Source organism: Brevibacterium marinum (assembly GCF_011927955.1).
Lineage (GTDB): Bacteria > Actinomycetota > Actinomycetes > Actinomycetales > Brevibacteriaceae > Brevibacterium > Brevibacterium marinum.
On sequence record NZ_JAATJN010000001.1, the window covers coordinates 2,981,859 to 3,002,979 of the forward strand.

General features: G+C 61.3%; 19 protein-coding genes, 1 tRNA gene and 1 pseudogene. 13 read left to right on the plus strand and 8 right to left on the minus strand.

What is annotated here, in order from left to right:
* The first annotated feature begins 1 nt into the window (after window position 1).
* Complete coding sequence (locus BKA07_RS13240) at window positions 2-1,327, plus strand: ISL3-like element ISPfr2 family transposase (RefSeq protein ID WP_167951302.1); 1,326 nt, start codon at window positions 2-4, stop codon at window positions 1,325-1,327.
* A 239-nt stretch (window positions 1,328-1,566) separates the two neighbouring features.
* On the plus strand, window positions 1,567-2,937 hold the full coding sequence (locus tag BKA07_RS13245) for an MFS transporter (protein WP_167951303.1): 1,371 nt from the start codon (window positions 1,567-1,569) through the stop codon (window positions 2,935-2,937).
* Between the two features lie 130 nt (window positions 2,938-3,067).
* Here the strand turns inward: BKA07_RS13245 and BKA07_RS13250 are convergent, their stop codons facing one another.
* Both BKA07_RS13250 and BKA07_RS13255 read right to left on the minus strand, forming a co-directional pair.
* Entirely contained in the window at window positions 3,068-4,582 is a 1,515-nt protein-coding gene (locus BKA07_RS13250; RefSeq protein WP_342449065.1) for an SDR family oxidoreductase, read from the minus strand.
* Complete coding sequence (locus BKA07_RS13255) at window positions 4,579-4,995, minus strand: DUF3263 domain-containing protein (protein WP_342449066.1); 417 nt, start codon at window positions 4,993-4,995, stop codon at window positions 4,579-4,581. The genes BKA07_RS13250 and BKA07_RS13255 overlap by 4 nt, the downstream gene beginning before the upstream one ends.
* A gap of 35 nt (window positions 4,996-5,030) precedes the next feature.
* Between BKA07_RS13255 and BKA07_RS13260 the strand changes: the two genes are divergently transcribed.
* Together BKA07_RS13260 and BKA07_RS13265 are read left to right on the plus strand one after the other, a co-directional pair.
* A complete protein-coding gene (locus BKA07_RS13260; RefSeq protein WP_167951305.1) occupies window positions 5,031-5,504 on the plus strand; it encodes a DUF2505 domain-containing protein in 474 nt (157 codons plus the stop codon).
* A gap of 343 nt (window positions 5,505-5,847) precedes the next feature.
* Window positions 5,848-6,933, plus strand: a complete 1,086-nt coding sequence (locus BKA07_RS13265) for an IS630 family transposase (RefSeq protein WP_167951000.1) — start codon at window positions 5,848-5,850, stop codon at window positions 6,931-6,933.
* A gap of 31 nt (window positions 6,934-6,964) precedes the next feature.
* Here the strand turns inward: BKA07_RS13265 and BKA07_RS13270 are convergent, their stop codons facing one another.
* Both BKA07_RS13270 and gdhA read right to left on the minus strand, forming a co-directional pair.
* Window positions 6,965-7,969: an IS110 family RNA-guided transposase gene (locus BKA07_RS13270; RefSeq protein ID WP_342449067.1), complete on the minus strand. Its 1,005-nt coding sequence runs from the start codon at window positions 7,967-7,969 to the stop codon at window positions 6,965-6,967.
* 303 nt (window positions 7,970-8,272) lie between these two features.
* The gene (gene gdhA / locus BKA07_RS13275) at window positions 8,273-9,616 is read right to left on the minus strand and encodes an NADP-specific glutamate dehydrogenase (protein WP_167951306.1); all 1,344 of its coding nucleotides are present in this window, start codon (window positions 9,614-9,616) and stop codon (window positions 8,273-8,275) included.
* 219 nt (window positions 9,617-9,835) lie between these two features.
* Here gdhA and BKA07_RS13280 point away from each other — a divergent pair, with 219 nt between their 5' ends.
* Window positions 9,836-10,522, plus strand: a complete 687-nt coding sequence (locus tag BKA07_RS13280) for a helix-turn-helix domain-containing protein (RefSeq protein WP_342449068.1) — start codon at window positions 9,836-9,838, stop codon at window positions 10,520-10,522.
* A 128-nt stretch (window positions 10,523-10,650) separates the two neighbouring features.
* On the opposite strand, the gene BKA07_RS13285 is transcribed toward BKA07_RS13280, so the two are convergent.
* The 3 genes from BKA07_RS13285 to BKA07_RS13295 all read right to left on the minus strand — a co-directional run bounded on the left by BKA07_RS13285 (window position 10,651) and on the right by BKA07_RS13295 (window position 13,695).
* Complete coding sequence (locus tag BKA07_RS13285) at window positions 10,651-10,989, minus strand: P-II family nitrogen regulator (protein ID WP_167951307.1); 339 nt, start codon at window positions 10,987-10,989, stop codon at window positions 10,651-10,653.
* Window positions 10,986-12,344: an ammonium transporter gene (locus BKA07_RS13290; protein WP_245161947.1), complete on the minus strand. Its 1,359-nt coding sequence runs from the start codon at window positions 12,342-12,344 to the stop codon at window positions 10,986-10,988. Before BKA07_RS13290 ends, BKA07_RS13285 begins: the two co-directional genes overlap by 4 nt.
* Before the next feature lie 265 nt (window positions 12,345-12,609).
* Complete coding sequence (locus tag BKA07_RS13295; protein ID WP_167951308.1) at window positions 12,610-13,695, minus strand: IS630 family transposase; 1,086 nt, start codon at window positions 13,693-13,695, stop codon at window positions 12,610-12,612.
* 187 nt (window positions 13,696-13,882) lie between these two features.
* Here BKA07_RS13295 and BKA07_RS13300 point away from each other — a divergent pair.
* The 6 genes and pseudogenes from BKA07_RS13300 to BKA07_RS13320 all read left to right on the plus strand — a co-directional run bounded on the left by BKA07_RS13300 (window position 13,883) and on the right by BKA07_RS13320 (window position 18,892).
* Window positions 13,883-15,282, plus strand: a pseudogene (locus BKA07_RS13300) (IS1380 family transposase).
* A gap of 322 nt (window positions 15,283-15,604) precedes the next feature.
* Window positions 15,605-15,985, plus strand: a complete 381-nt coding sequence (locus BKA07_RS13305) for a DUF4234 domain-containing protein (RefSeq protein ID WP_167951309.1) — start codon at window positions 15,605-15,607, stop codon at window positions 15,983-15,985.
* A 1,055-nt stretch (window positions 15,986-17,040) separates the two neighbouring features.
* Window positions 17,041-17,313: a hypothetical protein gene (locus tag BKA07_RS13310; protein ID WP_167951310.1), complete on the plus strand. Its 273-nt coding sequence runs from the start codon at window positions 17,041-17,043 to the stop codon at window positions 17,311-17,313.
* Between the two features lie 12 nt (window positions 17,314-17,325).
* Complete coding sequence (locus BKA07_RS13315; protein ID WP_167951311.1) at window positions 17,326-17,502, plus strand: hypothetical protein; 177 nt, start codon at window positions 17,326-17,328, stop codon at window positions 17,500-17,502.
* Window positions 17,503-17,536: 34 nt separating this feature from the next.
* Complete coding sequence (locus BKA07_RS19025; protein ID WP_209043974.1) at window positions 17,537-17,692, plus strand: hypothetical protein; 156 nt, start codon at window positions 17,537-17,539, stop codon at window positions 17,690-17,692.
* Window positions 17,693-17,839: 147 nt separating this feature from the next.
* On the plus strand, window positions 17,840-18,892 hold the full coding sequence (locus BKA07_RS13320) for a tyrosine-type recombinase/integrase (RefSeq protein ID WP_167951312.1): 1,053 nt from the start codon (window positions 17,840-17,842) through the stop codon (window positions 18,890-18,892).
* A 64-nt stretch (window positions 18,893-18,956) separates the two neighbouring features.
* On the opposite strand, the gene BKA07_RS13325 is transcribed toward BKA07_RS13320, so the two are convergent.
* A tRNA-Ala gene (locus BKA07_RS13325) sits at window positions 18,957-19,029 on the minus strand.
* A 127-nt stretch (window positions 19,030-19,156) separates the two neighbouring features.
* On the opposite strand from BKA07_RS13325, the gene BKA07_RS13330 reads away from it, so the two are divergent.
* Together BKA07_RS13330 and BKA07_RS13335 are read left to right on the plus strand one after the other, a co-directional pair.
* Entirely contained in the window at window positions 19,157-20,380 is a 1,224-nt protein-coding gene (locus BKA07_RS13330; protein WP_167951313.1) for an NAD(P)/FAD-dependent oxidoreductase, read from the plus strand.
* 18 nt (window positions 20,381-20,398) lie between these two features.
* Window positions 20,399-21,121 carry an alpha-ketoglutarate-dependent dioxygenase AlkB gene (locus tag BKA07_RS13335; RefSeq protein ID WP_167951314.1) on the plus strand — a complete coding sequence of 241 codons (723 nt, stop codon included), beginning with the start codon at window positions 20,399-20,401 and terminating at the stop codon, window positions 21,119-21,121.

The window sequence follows — 21,121 nt, forward strand, 5'->3', positions numbered from 1 at the left end:
CGTGCCCGACGCTACCCCGCCGCCCGGCTTCGGCCGCCCTGACCTGACCGCCTTCGCTCGACTCGACGGCCTCGGTCTGAGCGTGATCGGGCAACGACTTGAACCGGATCGTGCGGTCCTCGCGTGCCGCGTGGTGGAACCAGATCAGTGGTGCCGACGGTGCGGCAGCGAAGGCGCCGCTCGTGACACCGTGATCCGGCGGTTGGCCCACGAGCCGCTGGGCTGGCGACCGACCGTGCTGGAAGTTGTAGTGCGCCGCTACCGCTGTGCAGACTGCGGACACGTGTGGCGCCAAGACACCAGCGCCGCGGCGGAGCCACGCGCGAAGCTCTCGCGCACCGGGCTGCGGTGGGCGCTGGAAGGGATCGTGGTCGCACACCTCACCGTCGCCCGTGTCGCCGAGGGACTCGGGGTCGCGTCGGACACCGCCAACAACGCGGTCCTGGCCGAAGGCAAGCGGCTGCTGATCAACGACCCCACGCGGTTCGAGGGCGTGAAGGTGATTGGCGTCGATGAGCACGTCTGGCGCCACACCAGGCGTGGCGACAAGTACGTCACCGTGATCATCGACCTCACCCCGGTCCGCGATGGCGCCGGCCCAGCAAGGCTGCTGGACATGGTCGAGGGCCGGTCGAAGGCGGCGTTCAAGACCTGGCTCGCCGACCGCGACGACGCCTTCCGTGACGCGGTCGAGGTGGTCGCGATGGACGGCTTCACCGGGTTCAAGACCGCCGCTGCGGAGGAGATCCCGGACGCGGTCACGGTGATGGATCCCTTCCACGTCGTGCGCCTGGCCGGTGAAGCCCTCGACAGGTGCCGGCGCCGGGTCCAACTCGCGATCCACGGGCACCGTGGGTTCAGGGACGATCCGCTCTACAAGTCGCGGCGCACGCTGCACACCGGCTCGGACCTGCTCACCGACAAGCAAAGCGACAGGCTACGCGCGCTGTTCGTTGATGACGCTCACGTCGAGGTCGAGGCGACCTGGGGTGTCTACCAGCGGATGATCGCCGCCTATCGCCACGAGGACCGGCAACGTGGCCGCGAGCTCATGGAGAAGCTGATCACCGACCTCAGCGCCGGCGTCCCCAAGGTGCTCACCGAGCTCACCACCCTGGGCCGGACCCTGAAGAAGCGAGCCGCCGACGTGCTCGCCTACTTCGAACGACCCGGCACCAGCAACGGGCCGACCGAGGCACTCAACGGACGGCTCGAACACCTGCGCGGCTCCGCACTCGGGTTCCGCAACCTGACCAACTACATCGCCCGAAGCCTGCTCGAGACCGGCGGCTTCAGACCCCAACTCCTACACCCCCGATTGGGATGAGCCGGTTTACCCTTCCACCTCGGTTGCTGCTTCTTGAGCTGAAGGTTTTCGTGCCTCACTTAATGCACAGACGATCCTTGATAAGACAGGCATCGGAGGATTGATCAGTCACTTCTTCACGACTCCAGATGCAACCCGACTTTCATGCGGGAGTACTGTAGGTTTTTCCTTGTGAATCCAAAAGTCGGAGTCACCTCAGACAATACAATCGCAGTATTCCCTACGAAATGGAATTGTCGATGTCAGAAGTCGAACCGCAGGCCCAGTCGGACCCGGCAGCAACCAGCAACCCTCAGCGTGAGAAGGGGCGCCGTCGATCCATGCTCGTCGCTGCGTTTGGCACCGTCGTCGAGTGGTATGACTTCTCGATCTTCTTCTACGTTGCGACCATCCTGACCACCGAGTTCTTCGGCGATCGCACCGATTCCCTGCTGCTGACCCTCGGCGTCGGAGCTGCCGGGTTCCTGTTCCGGCCGCTCGGGGCCATGGTCTTCGGCCATCTCGGCGACAGGGTCGGCCGGAAGTCCGCGCTGGTCGTGTCCGCCGTGCTCATGGCCATTGCGATGCTCGGCATCGCCGTCATGCCGACCTATGACACCATCGGCATCTGGGCCGGCGTCGGCATGGTCTTCTTCCGCTGTCTGTCGGGCTTCTCCGTTGGTGCCGAGTACACCGGGATCATGGTCTTTCTCATGGAGTCGGCCGGCAGCAAACGGCGCGGACTCGCGGCCAGCTGGGCCGCCGCCAACAGTGAGGTCGGTGCCCTGCTCGCGGTCGGGTCGGGAGCGTTCCTGGCCGCCACGCTGTCTGCCGAAGCGATGAGCTCCTGGGGCTGGCGGATGCTGTTCGTCCTGGGCGCTCTGCTGGCCGCGCTGATGATCCCGCTGCGACGGATGATGGAGGAGACCGACACTTTCAAGCGCCTGCAGGAGACGGAGAAGAAGAAACCGGTCGTCAAGCACAGTCGTTCCCCGTTGCTCATCGCCTTCCTCCAGCAGCCCCGCGCCATCCTCGTCGCCTTCCTCATCTCATCGATCGGCTCGGTCAGCTACTTCCTCAACATCACCTACGTGCCGACCTACATCGAAGAGGTCTCAGACGTGAAGAACTCCGGGTCCCTCGCACTGGGCACCATCGCGGCCGTCGTCGCAATCGTCATCACCCCGTTCTTCGGCATCGCCTCTGACCGGTTCGGGAGAAAGAGGACCTTGGCCGTCCTCATGACCGTCTTCATCCTCACCACCATTCCCGCCTACGCCCTGCTGGCGAACGCGAACCCCGGGATCGCCGTCTCCGGCGCTGCGTTCCTGGCTGTGCCCGCTGCCGGCTGGAGCGCCGTGGCGGCGGCCATGGTCCCCGAGCAGTTCACCGGAACCAGCCGCTTTTCCGGAATGGCGATCGGCTACAACGTGGCCACGGTCCTCTTCGGCGGACTCTCACCGCTGATTGCGACCGCGTTGATGAGTTCCACCGGTCTCACACTGGCACCGGCGATCTATGCGACCGTCATCGTCGTCGCGGCCGGCATTCCGACCCTGATCCTGGCCCGGAATATGGCGGGCAGGCCGCTGGCCGAGATCGACCACGATCGGCATCTTGTGCCGGCCTGAATATGCCGGCGAAGAATGCTTTCCACGGAATCGGTGAGGACACAGCGGCCACCACCGACACTGTATGTCCACCACTGAGCATCTGCGCCAACCTTGCTCACCCTATTGTCGCGGAAAGATTCGTTGCCTGTCATGCGAATCGTCTCGCTGCCTGCGCAATGTTGTTGGCCATATTGGGGAAAATGCCCCTATGGAACGGCGACACAGACGCCCAATAGAGGCGCCCACGTATCCCTGAAGGGATGAACATGGCTCGCTGTCGGAACGAGCAACCATCTTCATCGTCTGCCATCGTGAACTCGAGCCAGGCTTCACCGGAGACCTTCATCTCCGCACGCAACAGCAACCGCGAAGACGGTTCCATTTCCACGACTCTCCACCAATCGACCGGGTCTCCCACCCTGAGACTGTCGGGAAGGCGGCGACCACGGTTGAGACCAGCGCCTCCGACGATTTTGTCTAACTGGCCTCGGATCTTCCACGCCAGGGGCCAGGAGTACCACCCATGGTCGCCACCGATGGCGACAACAATTTTCCACAATTGATCGGCACGAAGATCGGAAAAGTAGAATGTGCGATCATCTTCATACATGCGTCGTCCCGCCCACTGCGGATCGTTGGGAAGGGCACTGGCCGCGCGGCTCAGGTCACCGGTATCGGCATCCCAGTTCGTATCGACTGCCCCTTCCTGTTCTCTGTAAAGAGCCAATCTCACAGCTTGTTCGTAGGTGAGAAGCCCGTCTGCTGGGACAGGAATGACCGAGTCAATCGCCCGATTTTGTGTCACCGCATCTTCTTGCAGCGATTGCACCAGCGGCAACGTTAAATTTAACGGCAAAGGCGTGACCAACCCTACCCAGATTCCTGACAACGTGGGGGCAGGAAGCGGTAGTTCCAACACGTGCCGTGGTTTCAGACCAGCGATCCGACTAAAAGTCTTCATAATGTCGGCGTAGGTCAAAACGTCACGTGAACCAATGTCAAAAGACCTATTCACCTGCGCTGTGACACCAACGGCTGACACCAAGTAATAGAGGACATCTCGAATCGAGAGAGGTTCGACTCGATTCGAGACCCAATTCGGTGCCGGCATCCACCGTAGTTCGTCGGCCAAGTGACGAACCATCTCGAACGATGCCGATCCTGATCCAATGATGATCCCAGCTTGGAACACGATCGTGGCAACAGAAGAATTGAGGAAAATCCGGCCCACCTTGGCCCGTGAGCGCATATGAGCAGACAACGAATCCGAGTCCGGGTGAAGTCCACCCAGATACACGATTCGCCCGACGTCGGCGGACTCTGCAGCGGCAGCGACACGAGTGGCAGCCCGTGCCTCACGAGACTCGAAATCACTCCCGGAATTCATTGAATGAACCAGGTAAAAGACGACGTCGATATCGGCCATGGCTTCGACCAAACCGTGCCCGTCATCAAGATCCACCCGGAAGATCGTGACATCGCTGGCCCAGGGTACTGTCTCGAGCTTGTCGGGAGAGCGTACGGCAACACTGACTGTATGACCGGCCTGGAGAAGCCGCGGAACTAAACGTCCACCGACGTACCCGGTCGCCCCCAAGACCAAAACCTGACTGGGGTGCTGTGTGTGAGGAATGAACTCGTCTGGCAGCGATTTGTCTCTCACGTGGGGTCTCCTTTTTCGACAATGTGGTCCCAGGTCGTCCAGCGGCGCGCCCGCCGGTAGAAGCGAAATCGTTCAGCTCGTGAGTGCCTGACTGTGCGAACGACCTCAGGAGCATACGAATATGCCGCGTCAGTATCAGCTAAACCGTTCAGCACAGTGTCGTAGCGTTCAGGGGCCAAATCAATGCGATCACACAAGAGGCGTCGAGCGGCAGGAGTGGGTGAACCACACTCGACATCGAGAATCATCCGATCATGGGCAGAGAGTTGCTGTGCATCACCAGCAATCATCGGGCCTGCCACCTCGCCTGAGACATACTGAAAGCATAGGGCACATGCCAACCATAGTTGCGCCTCAGTGAACGGCCCCCGATGCTGGTTGGTCCCTGCCGTGTGGAAGCACAACAGCGGCATCGATCGGTCATACTCGGCATGACATACTTGCGCCTATGCAACGAGCGGAGCTGAAACGCAAAGTAGCATTGGGGCCAGCGCAGATTCTCGATGTGCTCGCCGATGAGGACACTTGGCGTGCAGATGGAGCGAGCGTGGAGATCCTGTCGGGCCGAGCCGACGGGCTTCAATTGACGGCCACGATGCCTTTAGCACGCGACCAGCTGCCTGCCACGGCACAGAGTTTCCTAGGTGCCGATGCCAAAGTTGTCCAGAACATAAGCTCCGAGCCCGTGTCCGAGAGTGATGACGCATCGACAGTGAATATCGACGCGGAAATTCCTGGCGTTGCCATCGATGTCCATGTGGAGATTTCCTTGATCCGGGAGGCCGAGGATTGTACTGACCTTCATGCCCTGATCGAGATCGTGTCTTCGTTGCCATTCTTTGGCCGCGCGATCGAATCAGGTACTCGCCCTCATATCCAGGCGATGATCTCCACACGTTTCGGTCACCTTCCGACTCTCTAGGCCAACCTCACACGAGTTGAGGCAGGACACGATAGAAGTATTCTATCCGCTCCTCATTTTCGCTAGCCAGGCGAGCGACATTCCGGGTGCACCATTCTTCTTCCCTGTACTCAGGGTGTCCTCCCCCGCCCGGGTTTGGGAAAGCAGGCGAAACGGCACTGACCGAGACGACCTGTGGGTTGTGCTCGATTACGATCACACAGTCACGACAACCGCGCGTACGAGCCTCACTGGCCTGGCAACGCCGTACGCACAGGCGGAAATACTGTCGCAGGCGGCGGGCGTATACACGCTAGTGGTGTGTCTCGTAAATGATTATACCGTTGGGCGATAGAATGAGGGCATGTCAGCTCCAGCAGCCCCGTTGACCATGACCGACACCGATCGAGAAGTCCTCGAGATCATCGCTCGGTCATCGACAGCCGCGCACCGGGAAGTCGTCCGCGCCAGAGTCCTCCTCGCCTCCGCCGATGGTGTGGGCATCCGCACCGTCGCCGGCGACCATGGTGTGTCGGCGATGACGGTGCGCGCCTGGCGCGAGGCGTTCACAGCCGAGGGACTCACGCAGTGGGGCACGGTGAAGAAAGGACGCGGACGCAAACCCTCGATCCCTGAGGACACAATCGCTGAGATCGTACGTCTGACGACGACCGAGACTCCTGAAGCCGAAACCCACTGGTCGGTGCGGTCGATGGCCAAGAAGGTCGGCGTCTCCCGCTCGACCGTCCACAGGGTCTGGTCCGAACTCGGGCTCAAACCCCACCGGCACGATACGTTCAAAGTCTCGAACGATCCGAACTTCGATGCCAAGGTCATCGATGTCGTCGGTCTCTACCTCAACCCACCGGAGAAGGCGGTGGTGTTGTGCATGGACGAGAAGTCTTCCATCCAGGCACTCGATCGCACTCAGGCATCGTTGCCGATGGTTCCCGGTCGGGCCGGGACGATGACGCATGACTACAAACGAAACGGCACGACGACGCTCTTCGCCGCACTGGATGTCCTCACGGGTAAAGTCATCGGGCAGTGTCTTCCCAAGCATCGGCATGAGGAGTTCCTGACTTTCCTCAAAACCGTTGATTCGCAGGTGCCCAAGGGTCTGCAGGTCCACCTCGTGCTTGATAACTATGCCACGCACAAACATGCCGTGATCAAGCACTGGCTGGCCAACCACAAACGCTTTCACCTGCACTTCACGCCGACATCATCGTCGTGGCTGAATCAGGTCGAGAGGTGGTTTCGCGATCTGACGGAGAAGAATCTGCGTCGGGGGATCTTCGACTCGGTGCCCGATCTCATCGACAGCATCGAGGCTTATATCGATGCCAATAATGATGACCCGAAACCGTATGTGTGGACGGCGACAGCCGAGTCGATCCTGGAGAAAGTCGCCCGAGCGCGCACCACCCTGACCGAACGAGCAAGCTAATACAGAGACACACCACTAGCGTCGCGTGTCGTTAGTTACTGAAAGGTTCGTGGTTGTGGAGTCTCCTGTTGCCCTCATCTCCCCGGGCTCGCGCTGCCGCCGGTGCCCGGTCGAATCGGGCTTGCAGAGCCTTGGACTTCCGGTATTGGCGACGGTGGTGCCACGCTACCTCGATCAACAGGCGACGCACATGCCCGTTGCCGGTCTTCATCACTCCTCCCTGGGACCGTGACGATCCAGACGAGTATTCCGTGGGGGCCAGCCCCACGTAGGACCCGATCGTTCGGCCGGTGAACCGGGTCCAGTCGCCGATCTCGACAGCCAGCCCGAACCCGGTCAAGGTGCCTATCCCGCGCAGGCACCCGAGCCGATCGACGACGGCAGTGAACTCGGAATCTCGGGCGATCTTCTCAATCTCGGCATCCAGTCGATCTCTGCGCGCGGTGACCGTCAATACCGCATCGTAGGCGGCGTCGAAGCCCAGGCGGGTCGCTGTGTCCGGTAGGCGAGGCAGGGCATCGGTGTGGAGCCATTGGTCGTGTTTGCCTGTCCAGGCGCTGCCGCCGTAGTAGACGATGCCGTGGCGCAGCAGCAGCTTCGAGAGTCGGTGGCGTGCCGACATGAGATCCCCACACGCGTCTTCACGGGTACGAACGAGGTCCCGAGCTGATTCCTGGACCAGGGAGGGCACGTCCACGGGTGTGACTTCATCAAGGCGTAAGAGTTTCGCCAGGTGCAGGGCTTCGTTTTTATCGGTCTTGACTCGATCGCCCGCAGGGCGTTGGAGTTTCGATAGCGCCGCCACTACGCATCGGATACCGGCGTCAGTCAGGTGTCTGACCAGGCCGAATCCGGCGGGGCCGGCTTCGTAGACGACGGCGGCTGGTTGGGGTTGGTGGGTGATGAATGTGGTGATGTCGGTGAAGTCGGGGGTGAGTCTGCGTTGGACGAGTTCGCCTGTGTGCGTGTCGAGTGCTGCTGCGATGACGCTTCGAGCGTGCACGTCGAGTCCGATGGTTGTACGCTCGGTGAACACCGGGGCCTGCCACAAATGTTGGATAGGCCGGGCACGGGGCTTCGTGTCCGGTAACCCACGATTTTTTGTGAGGTGGGCCCCGGCCCGCAACCCCTGAGCCAAACCGGCCAGATCATGGGGCCACCCGAGGTGGTCGATGGCCGGGAGGCAACTTTGGGTTGGGCGTCGGCATCGATATGGAATTGCCACAGGTCGGCGGTGTCGTTAGCGTCACCCTTGAGCACAACGCCCGACTCCCAAGCCCCCGTTGGCACGGGCACAGGCAGGGGGCCTGGGGCGGGGTCACTCGGCAGCGGGACCTGTTCAGACCACGCCGAGGGCGATCATGGCGTCGGCGACCCTGCGGAAGCCGGCCACGTTCGCGCCCACAACGTAGTCTCCCGGACGACCGACGTCCTCAGCCGTCTCCAGGCAGGTGGTGTGGATGTTCTTCATGATCTCGGTGAGCCGTCCCTCGGTGTACTCGAAGCTCCAGGTGTCGCGGCTGGCGTTCTGTTGCATTTCCAGCGCACTGGTGGCGACACCGCCGGCATTCGCCGCCTTGCCGGGACCGAAGGCGACCCCGGCTTCACGGAAGATCTCGACCGCCTCGGGGTTGCAGGGCATGTTCGCGCCTTCCGAGACCGCCTCCACCCCGTTCGAGACCAGGGCGCGGGCGGCATCGGTGTCGAGTTCGTTCTGGGTGGCGCTGGGCAGAGCGATCGCCACCGGAACGTCCCACACGCTGCCGCCCGTGACATAGCGGGCATCTCCCCCGCGACGTTCGGCGTACTCATGGATACGTCCGCGCTCGACCTCCTTGATCTGCTGGAGCAGTTCGAGGTCGATGCCGTTCTCGTCCACGACATAGCCCCCGGAATCCGAGGCCGTCACCGGGATTCCGCCGAGCTGCTTCGCCTTCTCGATCGAGTAGATCGCCACATTGCCGGAACCGGATACACCCACCCGGCGGCCCTCGAAGGACGAGCCGCGTGCCTTGAGCATCTCGTCAGCGAAGATCGCGGCGCCATACCCCGTGGCCTCCGTGCGGACGAGGGATCCGCCCCAGTCCAGGCCCTTGCCAGTCAGCACTCCGGCTTCGTATCTGTTGGTCAGGCGCTTGTACTGGCCGAACAGGTATCCGATCTCGCGGGCACCTACGCCGATGTCACCGGCGGGGACATCGGTGTACTCGCCCATGTGGCGATGCAGCTCGGTCATGAACGACTGGCAGAAGCGCATGATCTCGGCGTCGGAACGACCGTGGGGATCGAAGTCCGCGCCACCCTTGCCGCCGCCGATGGGCAGTCCGGTCAGGGAGTTCTTGAAGATCTGCTCGAAACCGAGGAATTTCACGATGCCCAGATTGACCGAGGGGTGAAAGCGCAGCCCCCCTTTGTAGGGGCCCAGCGCAGAGTTGTACTCGACGCGGAATCCGCGGTTGATCTGCACGGTGCCCGCGTCATCCACCCAGGGCACCCGGAAGATGAGCTGACGTTCTGGTTCGCACAGCCGCATCAGAATGCCGTTGGCCGCGTACTCGGGGTGTCGACCCTGGAGGGCTTCGAGGGATTCGAAGACCTCCTTCACCGCTTGGTGGAATTCGGGTTCGCCGGGGTTGCGCTGCATCACCGTGTCGTAGGTGTCCTGGAGCGTTGATTCGATCATCGGCGTCCTTTCCGGAGGCGAGGAGAATGTGAGCGGTGTCCACTGTAGCGTACGCAGCGCCACTGGTGTGAGACAAGCACGCTGAATGTATTTCTCTTGGCACACTGCGCTACGATGTATCGAAGCGACTCCAGCCCGTCCTGCGCCCTGCGCGGGGACCGTATGCAGCCCGCCGGCTCCGTGTCAGCGGCATTCGACGTCATCTGAAAGTGTGAGGCCGTGGAAATCAACGACGAACCGCCGGGGCTTGAGCTGAGCCCACAGGTCGAGGGCGGGCGGCCGCTGTCTCCTCCACCGAAGTCGCTTGAGCAGTCGATCGCTGAGAGCACCCGGCAGATGCGGAGTGCGCGCGGGCTGACGCTTTCAGAGCTGGCGTCTCGCGTCGGGATCAGTCGACAGATGCTGTCGAAGATCGAGAACGCTCAGACGTCGGCGAGCCTTGAGACGGTGGATGCGCTGGCGAAGGGACTGGAGCTTCCTGTCACCAGCCTCTTCCGCGCCGCTGATTACGAGACGCAGGCGGTGTTCGCGAAGGCGGGTAGGGCGCCTGAGACGGTGCGCCGGGGAAGCAACCTGGGCCATCACTATCAGTTACTCGGACAGCTCGCCCGTCACCATGGCCTCTTCGAACCTCTCCTTGTGACGCTGACGGAGGACAGTCAGCCGTTCCCGCTGTTCCAGCACATGGGTTCGGAGTTCGTGTACGTCTTCGAAGGGGTCATGGACTATCAGCACCAGCAGTCGACGTTCCGCATGGAGACCGGCGACAGCTTGCTCTTCGACAGCGAGGGCGTCCACGGCCCTGCCCGCATCATAGCGGCACCGGTCCGCTTCCTGTCAGTGTTCGTGACACAGGAGCGCCCGGCGGATTCCCTCGGTGACCGCCCGGACACCTTGTCACACTGACCGGGACCGACCCTGCGAGCGGGATCCGACTCCAGTGGGGTTTTCACTGAGAAGTGACGGTCACTGGGGTTGAAGCCTGTTGTCGGCCGGGGATTGCCCTTCTGAAGCCGCTATCCGGTCGAAGGGGGCTACAGGGCAGCTGGCCCTCGTTCTCCGGTGCGGATCCGGACGACCTCGTCGACTGGCGTCGACCAGATCTTGCCGTCGCCGACCTCGTCGGTGCGGGCCGACTGTGCAATGACCTCGATCACTGTGTCCGCGTCGGAGTCGGCGACGAGGATCTCCAATCGGGCCTTGCCGATGTAATCGATGGTGAGCTCCGCGCCTCGGTAGACCTCACGGTGACCGTTCTGGCGTCCATAGCCCGAGCACTCGCTCACGGTCATTCCGCTGATGCCATGTCGAGCGAGAGCGACCTGGACCCGGTCGAGGACGATGGGTTGAAGGATTGCGGTGACGAGTCTCATGGGCGGGCCTCCTGCTGTTCTGGAGCGGGGATGACGATGCTGCGCGTGATGTTCTGCGACGTGTAGGGCACCTGTGAGAACTCGTAGCCCGACTCTGCGTGAGCAGAGACATCGATGCCGAAGGACTCCTCGTGGCTGGTGACTCGTATGCCGCCCATCATGGATCTGAGGACAAGGGCGATCACTGTGGTCACGACGAAGCTGTAGACCAGCACGATCGCTGCGCTGAGTGCCTCCACCCCGAGCAGATGAAGACCGCCGCCGTGGAGCAGACCGGCTTCGCCGGCGGGCGATGCAGGATTCGCCAGGACGCCGATCGCCAGGGTCCCGATCAGACCGGCGACGAGGTGCACACCGACGACATCGAGGGAGTCGTCGTAGCCGAGCTTCGTCTTGAGCCCGATGGCCAGGGCTGAGCCGATCCCGGCCAGGGTGCCGATCGCGATCGCGCCGAGGGGACTGACCGCGGCTGCAGCAGGGGTGATGCCCACTAGGCCTGCGACGACGCCGGAGGCGGCACCGAGCGAGGTCGGACGCCCGTCGCGGATCCGCTCGACGATCAGCCACGCGAGCATGGCGGCCGCCGGCGCTGCGAGGGTGTTGATCCAGGCGAATGCCGCGGTGTGGTTCGCCCCGAGTGCCGACCCGGCGTTAAACCCGAACCACCCGAACCAGAGCAGCCCTGCGCCGAGCATCACGAGGGGCAGATTGTGAGGTCGCATCGGGGCCCTTCTGAATCCGATGCGCGGTCGGAGCACGAGGGCCAGCGCAAGCGCCGCGGCACCGGCGTTGATGTGGATCGCGGTCCCGCCGGCGAAGTCGACGGCTCCCAGGTTGTTCGCGATGAACCCCCCGTTCTCCGACACGGATCCGTTGAATGCGAACACCCAGTGCGCAGCGGGGAAGTACACGAGCAGCGCCCACACCACGGCGAACACGACCCATGCGGAGAACCGCATCCGATCGGCGACCGCACCGCTGACCAGTGCCACAGCGATGATCGCGAAAGCCGCTTGAAAGCCCGCGAAGATCAGTGTCGGGGTCCCGTCCACGACTGCGTCCTCGTTCAGGAGGGCGGTCAGCCCGGCGAAGTCCATCGGGTTGCCGATAAACCCGCCGATCGATTCTCCAAAGACCAGCGAGAACCCGACGAGCACCCACAAGACCCCGATGAGGCCCATGGTCACCACCGACATCATGACCATATTGAGCACGCTCTTGGCTCGCACCATGCCTCCGTAGAAGAAGGCCAATCCCACCGTCATCAGCAGCACGAGCGCGGCGCTGATCAGCACCCAGGCGGTGTCGCCGGCAGAAACGTCCGCAGCATTCATCTCATCCTCCGCAAATGGCATGTGGTGATCAGTATTTCCACTGTCACGAGACGATAGTAACTGTGAGGAAACAATATGTGCAACCTACGGGTGCACTCGTCCACTCACATGAGTCATGTGAGGGCCGGTGGGCGCATGCTCGCTTGCTGCCGAAGTCTCCGTCCGACGTGGGTGCGACAGGCATACCTCAGTCCCGGCTGCACCGGATCTCAACCCGGAAGACGACCCTCAGCCGACGGCATCATGGGGTTCATGGCTTCTGCAGACCTAGTGGTGTGTCTCTGTATTAGCTTGCTCGTTCGGTCAGGGTGGTGCGCGCTCGGGCGACTTTCTCCAGGATCGACTCGGCTGTCGCCGTCCACACATACGGTTTCGGGTCATCATTATTGGCATCGATATAAGCCTCGATGCTGTCGATGAGATCGGGCACCGAGTCGAAGATCCCCCGACGCAGATTCTTCTCCGTCAGATCGCGAAACCACCTCTCGACCTGATTCAGCCACGACGATGATGTCGGCGTGAAGTGCAGGTGAAAGCGTTTGTGGTTGGCCAGCCAGTGCTTGATCACGGCATGTTTGTGCGTGGCATAGTTATCAAGCACGAGGTGGACCTGCAGACCCTTGGGCACCTGCGAATCAACGGTTTTGAGGAAAGTCAGGAACTCCTCATGCCGATGCTTGGGAAGACACTGCCCGATGACTTTACCCGTGAGGACATCCAGTGCGGCGAAGAGCGTCGTCGTGCCGTTTCGTTTGTAGTCATGCGTCATCGTCCCGGCCCGACCGGGAACCATCGGCAACGATGCCTGAGTGCGATCGAGTGCCTGGATGGAAGACTTCTCGTCCATGCACAACACCACCGCCTTCTCCGGTGGGTTGAGGTAGAGACCGACGACATCGATGACCTTGGCATCGAAGTTCGGATCGTTCGAGACTTTGAACGTATCGTGCCGGTGGGGTTTGAGCCCGAGTTCGGACCAGACCCTGTGGACGGTCGAGCGGGAGACGCCGACCTTCTTGGCCATCGACCGCACCGACCAGTGGGTTTCGGCTTCAGGAGTCTCGGTCGTCGTCAGACGTACGATCTCAGCGATTGTGTCCTCAGGGATCGAGGGTTTGCGTCCGCGTCCTTTCTTCACCGTGCCCCACTGCGTGAGTCCCTCGGCTGTGAACGCCTCGCGCCAGGCGCGCACCGTCATCGCCGACACACCATGGTCGCCGGAGACGGTGCGGATGCCCACACCATCGGCGGAGGCGAGGAGGACTCTGGCGCGGACGACTTCCCGGTGCGCGGCTGTCGATGACCGAGCGATGATCTCGAGGACTTCTCGATCGGTGTCGGTCATGGTCAACGGGGCTGCTGGAGCTGACATGCCCTCATTCTATCGCCCAACGGTATAATCATTTACGAGACACACCACTAGAATAGGCGGAAGTTAACCTCAGCGTTTCATGATTAGGCGCGGTCAGATGCTGGACTGACCAGAAAAAGTGCTCCTGACCAGGGATAATGGTGTTTGCGAAGACAACATCAGTCCACTGAAAAGGAGCACTCTCAGAGTGAAGCTTACCCGCACCTATCCCCGCCTGCACATCGATACCGCACCCAGCAATGCTGTGGGCCATCCCGGTGGGCTCTTGCTCACCGAAACCGTGCATGCCAGCGGCCTGGGACACCACCTGAAAACGGCGCTGGCACCATGGAAGAAGCCCTTCGCCGTTCACGATCCGGCAAAGATTCTTCTCGACCTCGCGATCACTCTCGCTCTCGGCGGTGACGCCCTGTCAGACTCCACCGCACTCCGGGACGAACCCGACCTCTACGGACCGGTGGCATCGAAGGCGACGATCACCAAGATCATTCAAACCCTGGCCGCCGACGTCGACCGGAGCCTGGCAGCGATCAACCAAGCGCGGGCAGCGACCCGGACCCGCGTGTGGGAACTGGCCGGTCAACACGCCCCGAACCACGACGCGAATGCCCAGGATCCGTTGATCATCGACATCGATGCTAGCCTCGTGACCTCCCACAGTGAGAAGGAGAACGCGAAACCCACCTACAAGAAAGGGTTCGGGTTCCACCCCCTGCTCGCCTTCATCGACCACGGCCACGCCGGTAGCGGCGACCCCGTTGCCGAGATCCTGCGGCCAGGAAACGCGGGGTCGAACACCGCAGCTGATCACATCAAGTTGGTCAAACTCATCCTCGACCAATTGCCCAGTCGCAGTCCTCGTCCGGGCAAGAGCGTCCTCATCCGCACCGACACTGCCGGTGGAACACACGATTTCGTTGAGTTCCTCACGAAGCGGCGTCTGTCCTACTCGGTGGGATGGATGTTGCCCGAGAACACTCCCGAACTGTATCGACAGCTTACGGACCTCGGTGCGTGGGAAACGGCCTATGACACCAACGGTGAGCCCCGCGATGGCGCTGATGTGGCCGAACTGACCGGGGCACTCGACCTGGCCGACTGGCCCGAAGGAATGCGAGTGATTGTCCGCCGTGAGCATCCTCATCCGGGCGCACAGTTACGCTTCGATGATGTCGACGGGTACCGGCTCACCGCGTTCGTCACGAACACGAAGGGCCACCAGTTGGCGGATCTGGAAGTCCGTCACCGATCCAGAGCCCGTTGTGAGGATCGGATCCGCATCGCGAAGGAATCCGGGTTGCGCAATCTTCCGTTGAAAGGATTCGATCAGAACCAGAACTGGTTAGCTGTTGTTGCTTTGGCAGGTGAGATCGAAGCATGGAAGTCGTTGCTGGCGTTTCCCGACCACGAGATCCGCAGGTGGGAGCCAAAGAAGCTGCGAATGCACGTCTACGCGGTGCCAGCGACGATCGCGAGGACAGCGCGCCGAGTAGTCGTGCATATGAGAAAGCCACCGCTACCTGGGCTAGCGCCATCGTGGCCGGGTTGGACAGATTACGGGCACTGCCGGGACCGGCCCCAGGTTGACGTTGCTGTTGTCCATGTCCGAACGCGAGAGAAGAACCCTGGGATCGGAGTCCCCGCTTCAACTGTGGCCAGACACGGTGCCGTGTCATATCCGACTGCGAGAATCAGTTTCAGTACGCGGCCATAGAGCCCGAATCACGACCGATCGGCCAACCATGAAAAATCGAGGTTAAAAGCGACTGAAACTGAGGAGGTGTCTGACACTTCGCTTGCGGTTCGATAACGAATGACCCAAATTCCTACTTTTAATTTGGGTTTTAACTACACCCGGTGATGTACTCAACTCAGCGACAGCTAACGTTAACGAACCTCGGAGGAAATCATGACCACAGTAGCCACGCGCGCGCCGCTAATCCAGAAGCGCAGCCCCTGGGGAGGGTGGTGGCTGATCCTCATCACCCTCGGGATCTACTACTTTGTCTGGTACGGCAAGATCAATCGTGAGCTGGCGACAGTCACCGGCAAGCCTCATGACGGCTGGGGCCAGTGGTGGAGCCAGATCATCCCGTTCTATGGGCTCGTCGGCTTACACCACACCGCAATCCGCCTCGGCGATGCGATCCAAAGCCACGGCTCGGCGGACAAGGTTTCTCCCGGCATTGCCTGGTTCTGGGCGCCAATCTGGTTCGGGTCGCACCAGCGCTATCTTCAGCGTCGAATGAACCTTCTCGGCAATCTCATCGCATCCCGAGCTACCGCATAGTCAGAACGCCGATACATATTGTTGCCGCTAAGGAAATCAGTGCTGAAAGTGTCGCGAGTCCGGGTTCAACATCTCACCGAACAGGAATAGGATGAGCCATTTGACATGGGGAAATTGGTCCTTGCACATCAAAGATGGATACCTGGAGCACACAAAGGGTTATGAAGTCGAGCTCGACACATGCCGAACTTCGGCGAAAATGCTCGACTGGCTTTTCCAGATCCGTGGAAAATCTTGGGCTACCTCGGAAGACCTGGCAGAACTACTCAACGCCTTCGATGAAATCATCGACCCTCAAACAAACTTGTGTTCACACGGTACATCGAAGAGTTTGAGCTCTGACGAGATGAGACGACTCATTGTCTCCGTCCCGTCCAGCCGAAAGCTCCTGGATGAGTTCCAGAGCCGAACCGGAAAGCTCGAAGGTCTTTAAGCTGAGCCGAGCACGACAGTCGATTCGCCAATCACAGTGCGCTACGGAGGGTTGAAATGAACATCGAAGAGGTTCGGGAGATCATCAGATTCGCGGAAGGTGTCGACGGCACCAACTTCCCCGAGGATGCAGCCGAAACTTGGTTGCAGATTGTTAGAAACATCTCGATCGCGGAAGCGTGGTGCAGCAGTTGCTCATTTTCGGCATTCAACTTCCCATTTAATTCCAGCTCACATTACGCAAAGACAAGAGCATTGGGAAGCGAGCCCAGCCGACTTCAGAGCGACCAAACGCGATAATGGAGGCGAATTCGAAAGCGTCTTCGATGACATGTTTGGTCCACGCGACCCATTAGAATCCGCACGAATCAGGGAATCCGAGTTCAAGTTTGATGCTGAACGACTCGGTATTGACCCTGACCAAGTGCTCAACAAACCGTGAGCTCCATCGTTTGAACAAACCCCACAACGACCCTCTGTGCCCAATGTACAGGGGGTCGAATTGTATTCAAGGAGAGAAATGAACGACACAGCAACCAACGAAGGCGAAAGATTCCACGGTCTGGGTCGAGATCAGCGACTGCCACCTGATGGTCGCCTACGGCAATGAGTCGCTGGCGGCTATGACGTCTGTTGAGGCAGGGGAGGACGACATCGATGCCATAAACGAGGAGCTCGACACCCTCGGTCAGGCCGAAGCGACAGCGCGAACATACTTCGCGATGTGCTTGGAGGCGATCAAGAGATTCACCAAGGTCAGAGACAAGACGCCGTACATGGATCTGATGTTCACCGACATCGGCAACACCACGTTCGTCAAGATCGGCGACGGCTTTATCGGGGGCTTCGAGGCGATCGCACGCGATCGCGTCGTCGATCCCAAGCTATTCACATGAAAGAGGAGACATATGCCACTGGTGCGTACCAGAGAGCGTGACACGATCACGCTGACCAACTTCAGTTTCGCCGAAGGCGGGATCACGCTCATCCATCCACTCGATGCGCCGCATCAGACGCTAAGCAACCTCCTCAACACCACCGAGGGGCTGGAGGAGTACGTCGAGTTCAGCGTCAGCGAGGGGTGACTTCGCTGCCGGCGGGGACATCGCCCCGCAGATCTTGTCGGATGCCGAGGAGTCGATCCCCGCCGAGTTTGTCAAGGGCATGAGCGGCATTCCCGATGCCGCCGATCCGTTCGCTCCTGATGACGAGGATGGGGAAGATGACGATGGACTCGCTTCTGTCTGCCTACCTGGTATTGATGCTCCGCTCTGAAGTCACCGAGCTTCTACGCGTGAGCGTATCGACACTCTGCCGCTGGTCCCGAGACGGAGTCGGGCCCGAGTGCGTCTACCTCTCCGAAGGCTCCCCTCGATACCCGAAGGGGGCGTTGTTGATTACTTTAAAGGACTGTGACACATCATGGCGTATGCAACCAAGCTCCCCAGTGGCCGATCGCGTGGAGTTGCCAAGCGGGGTCGAGTGATCCTGGGTCGAAAGACCTTTGACAAGAAGAACGCTGCGATCGCCTGGGCGACGAGGCTAGAGACAGCCGCTGGCGGCGGACTCGATGTCCATGGTGGTCAGGCAAAAGTCAAGGCCCTCATGAAGGAGTGGATCGAGGTACGCCGAGATTGGGTTGTCGAGGGTACCTTCGCTGTCGACCTCATAGTCCAGGCGAAGCTGACCCCGACCCTCAAGGCTCGCGCGATCGCGTCGATCACCCCGAGTGACCTCGAGAAGTGGTACATCCACCTGCGCAAGAAGCATGACCTCGGCGACGGATCCCTCAAACGCTACCGCGAGTCGCTGTCCTCGTTCTTCAAGTGGACGGTCGATGACAACAGACGCGGAGACAATCCCGTCCGCCGGTCGAAACTGCCGGCGGTGGTCGATCCTCCCAACGAGATGCACCCGTTCTCCCGAGGCGAGCTCAAGACTATCTTCGATCGGTGCTCACGCTTTAGTGAGCACAATGCGAAGATCATCTACATACTCGGCTGGACAGGACTGCGTTGGGGCGAGGCGTGGGCACTGCCTGTACGCGATGTCATCCTCGACGGGATGCCCTACAAGCGGGTGACGCGCTCTCAGACAGAGACGCGCAAGCTCAAGTCGACCAAGGGCAGGACCTCCCGGACGGTTCCGATCGTTGATGAGGTCCTGCCGTTCGTCAGGGAGCTGCTGGAAGACACAGGTCTGGACGATCTCGTCTTCACCGGCCCGAAGGGCGGGAAGCTGTGGCGACAGTCCTGCCTCATCTCAACACACTATGAAGAGGTGGGCATGGGCCGAACGCTGCACGACCTGCGACACTCTGCCGCGTGCATCTGGCTGACAGAAGAAGTCGACCTGTCCACATTGAAAGCGTGGCTGGGTCATGCGTCGGTAGCGACGACGAATCTCTACCCCCACTACCTCCACCACCTGGGGACCACAGCAGATCAGGCGGCTCTGAAGAAGCTCAACTCATGAGGGTTTTCGAATGGGGGTCCATATGGGGCCCGCGCCGACTGACTCAAACCCTCTACATCCCTTGTGGAGCTTAGGGGAATCGAACCCCTGACCTTTTCATTGCGAACGAAACGCTCTACCAACTGAGCTAAAGCCCCTTCCGCCCTCACTTTACGCCGAAGTCCCCGAACTGCACAAAACGAGCACGTACAGCACCTCATTCCAGTTGACTCTCCGTGACTGGCGGTACAGGGTGGAAGAAATCCCCTCGTGGAAGGACTGGCAATGGCTCAGGAGTTCGGAACTGTCATCATCGGCGCCGGCATCGGCGGTGGAACCGTGGTCGAGACACTTCGCGACGAGGGATACTCCGCAACGATCGCGCTCGTCGGTGCCGACCCGGCCGCTCCGTACTATCGTCCGGATCTGTCCAAGAAGGTCATGCTCGAAGGATCGGACCCTGCCGAGTCGGCGCTGCGGGGCGAGGAATGGTATCCGGCCCACGATGTGACGACGTTCTTCGGCACCACCGTGACAGAACTCGATGCGAAGAATCGGAGCATCACTCTGGACGACGGAAACAGCCTCAATTACGGGCAGGCCATTTTGGCCACCGGCTCGACGCCACGGACCCTGGATGTCCCGGGCGCCGACCTGGGAAACATCCACACGCTTCGAGACGCCGGTGACGCCGTGGCCATCCGCTCGCAGTTCGGACAGGGCAGCAAGGTCGTCATCATCGGCGGCGGCTGGGTCGGCCTCGAGGTGGCGGCAGCGGCCAAGAACGCCGGGTGCGAGGTCACCGTCGTCGTGCGCTCGGCTCCCCCGCTCAGATCGGTCCTCGGCGAAGAGATCGGAGCCTACTTCGAAGACCTGCACCGGGCCAACGGCATCTCGTTCGTCTCCGATGCGGAAGCGACAGGCTTCTCCGGGTCGAAGGCCGTCGAATCCGTCCAGACCACCGTCGGCGACTTGTCCGCCGACCTCGTCGTCGTGGGAATCGGGGCCAATCCGAGCATCGCCCTGGCCGAGGCCGCGGAGCTGGACACGGACGGTGGGATCATCGTCGATGAGCACATGCGCTCGAGCGATCCGAGCATCCTCGCCATCGGCGACATCGCCGAGGCCCGGAACACACTGTTGAACCGGCGACTGCGCGTCGAACACTGGGACAACGCCGTGCGCCAGGCCGAAGTCGCAGCCGCGACCATCACCGGCGGCGAGATGACCACCGGCGACAAGACATACGACTGGCAGCCGTACTTCTACACGGACCAGTTCGATCTCGGCATGGAATACGTCGGCCACGGGACGAGTGACGATGATGTCGTCATCCGCGGCGACAAGTCGAGCGGCGAGTTCATCGTGTTCTGGACTCGCGGCGGAACCGTCATCGCCGCGATGAACGTCAACATCTGGGATGTCGGTGACGAGCTTCGCGCCCTCATCGGCAAGGACGTCTCGGCCGCACGCCTGCAGGACGAGTCCATAGAGCTCACGGAACTCTGAGCTCGGTACCGCCCCGCCATGGAGTCACTGTTCGCCGACGAGGCCTTCGACCGCCGCCCCCGCGTCATCGCACAGGGGGCGGTCTGGCTCCCCGGCTTTCTCGATGAGGCAGCTCAGTCCTGGATCATCAGGCAGTACGCGAAGTGGCGGGCAGGTCCCGTTCCCGCCCATGCCACATCGATCGCCGGACATCCGATGAGTGTGAAGACAATCGGCCTGGGCTGGCATTGGCAGCCGGGTCGCTACGATCGCCGGGCCCGCGATGTCAACGGCGCGCACGTGCTGTCGTTTCCCGACTGGATGACTCGCCTGGGTCGCCAAGTACTCACCGAGGCCGCCGAGGTGGTGGCCGAGGATTCGATGTTCCCGGACCATGCCGCACAGCAGTGGGGGCTGGTCCCCCACCTCTACTCCCCCGACGTCGCGCTCGTGAACTACTACGATGCCCATGCGAAGATGGGCATGCATCAGGACAAGGACGAGTTCGACCCCGCGCCCGTGGTCTCCCTCTCACTCGGCGACACCTGTGTCTTCCGGTTCGGAAACACCGACAACCGCAACAGACCCTTCGAAGACATCCGCCTCGCCTCGGGTGATGCCTTCGTCTTCGGCGGACCGGCTCGCTTCGCCTATCACGGAGTGACGAAGATCAGCCAGGACACCGCACCGGAGCACGGTCGTCTCGACCACCTCGGCGGGGGCCGGATCAACATCACGATGCGCACCACCGGCAGACAATAG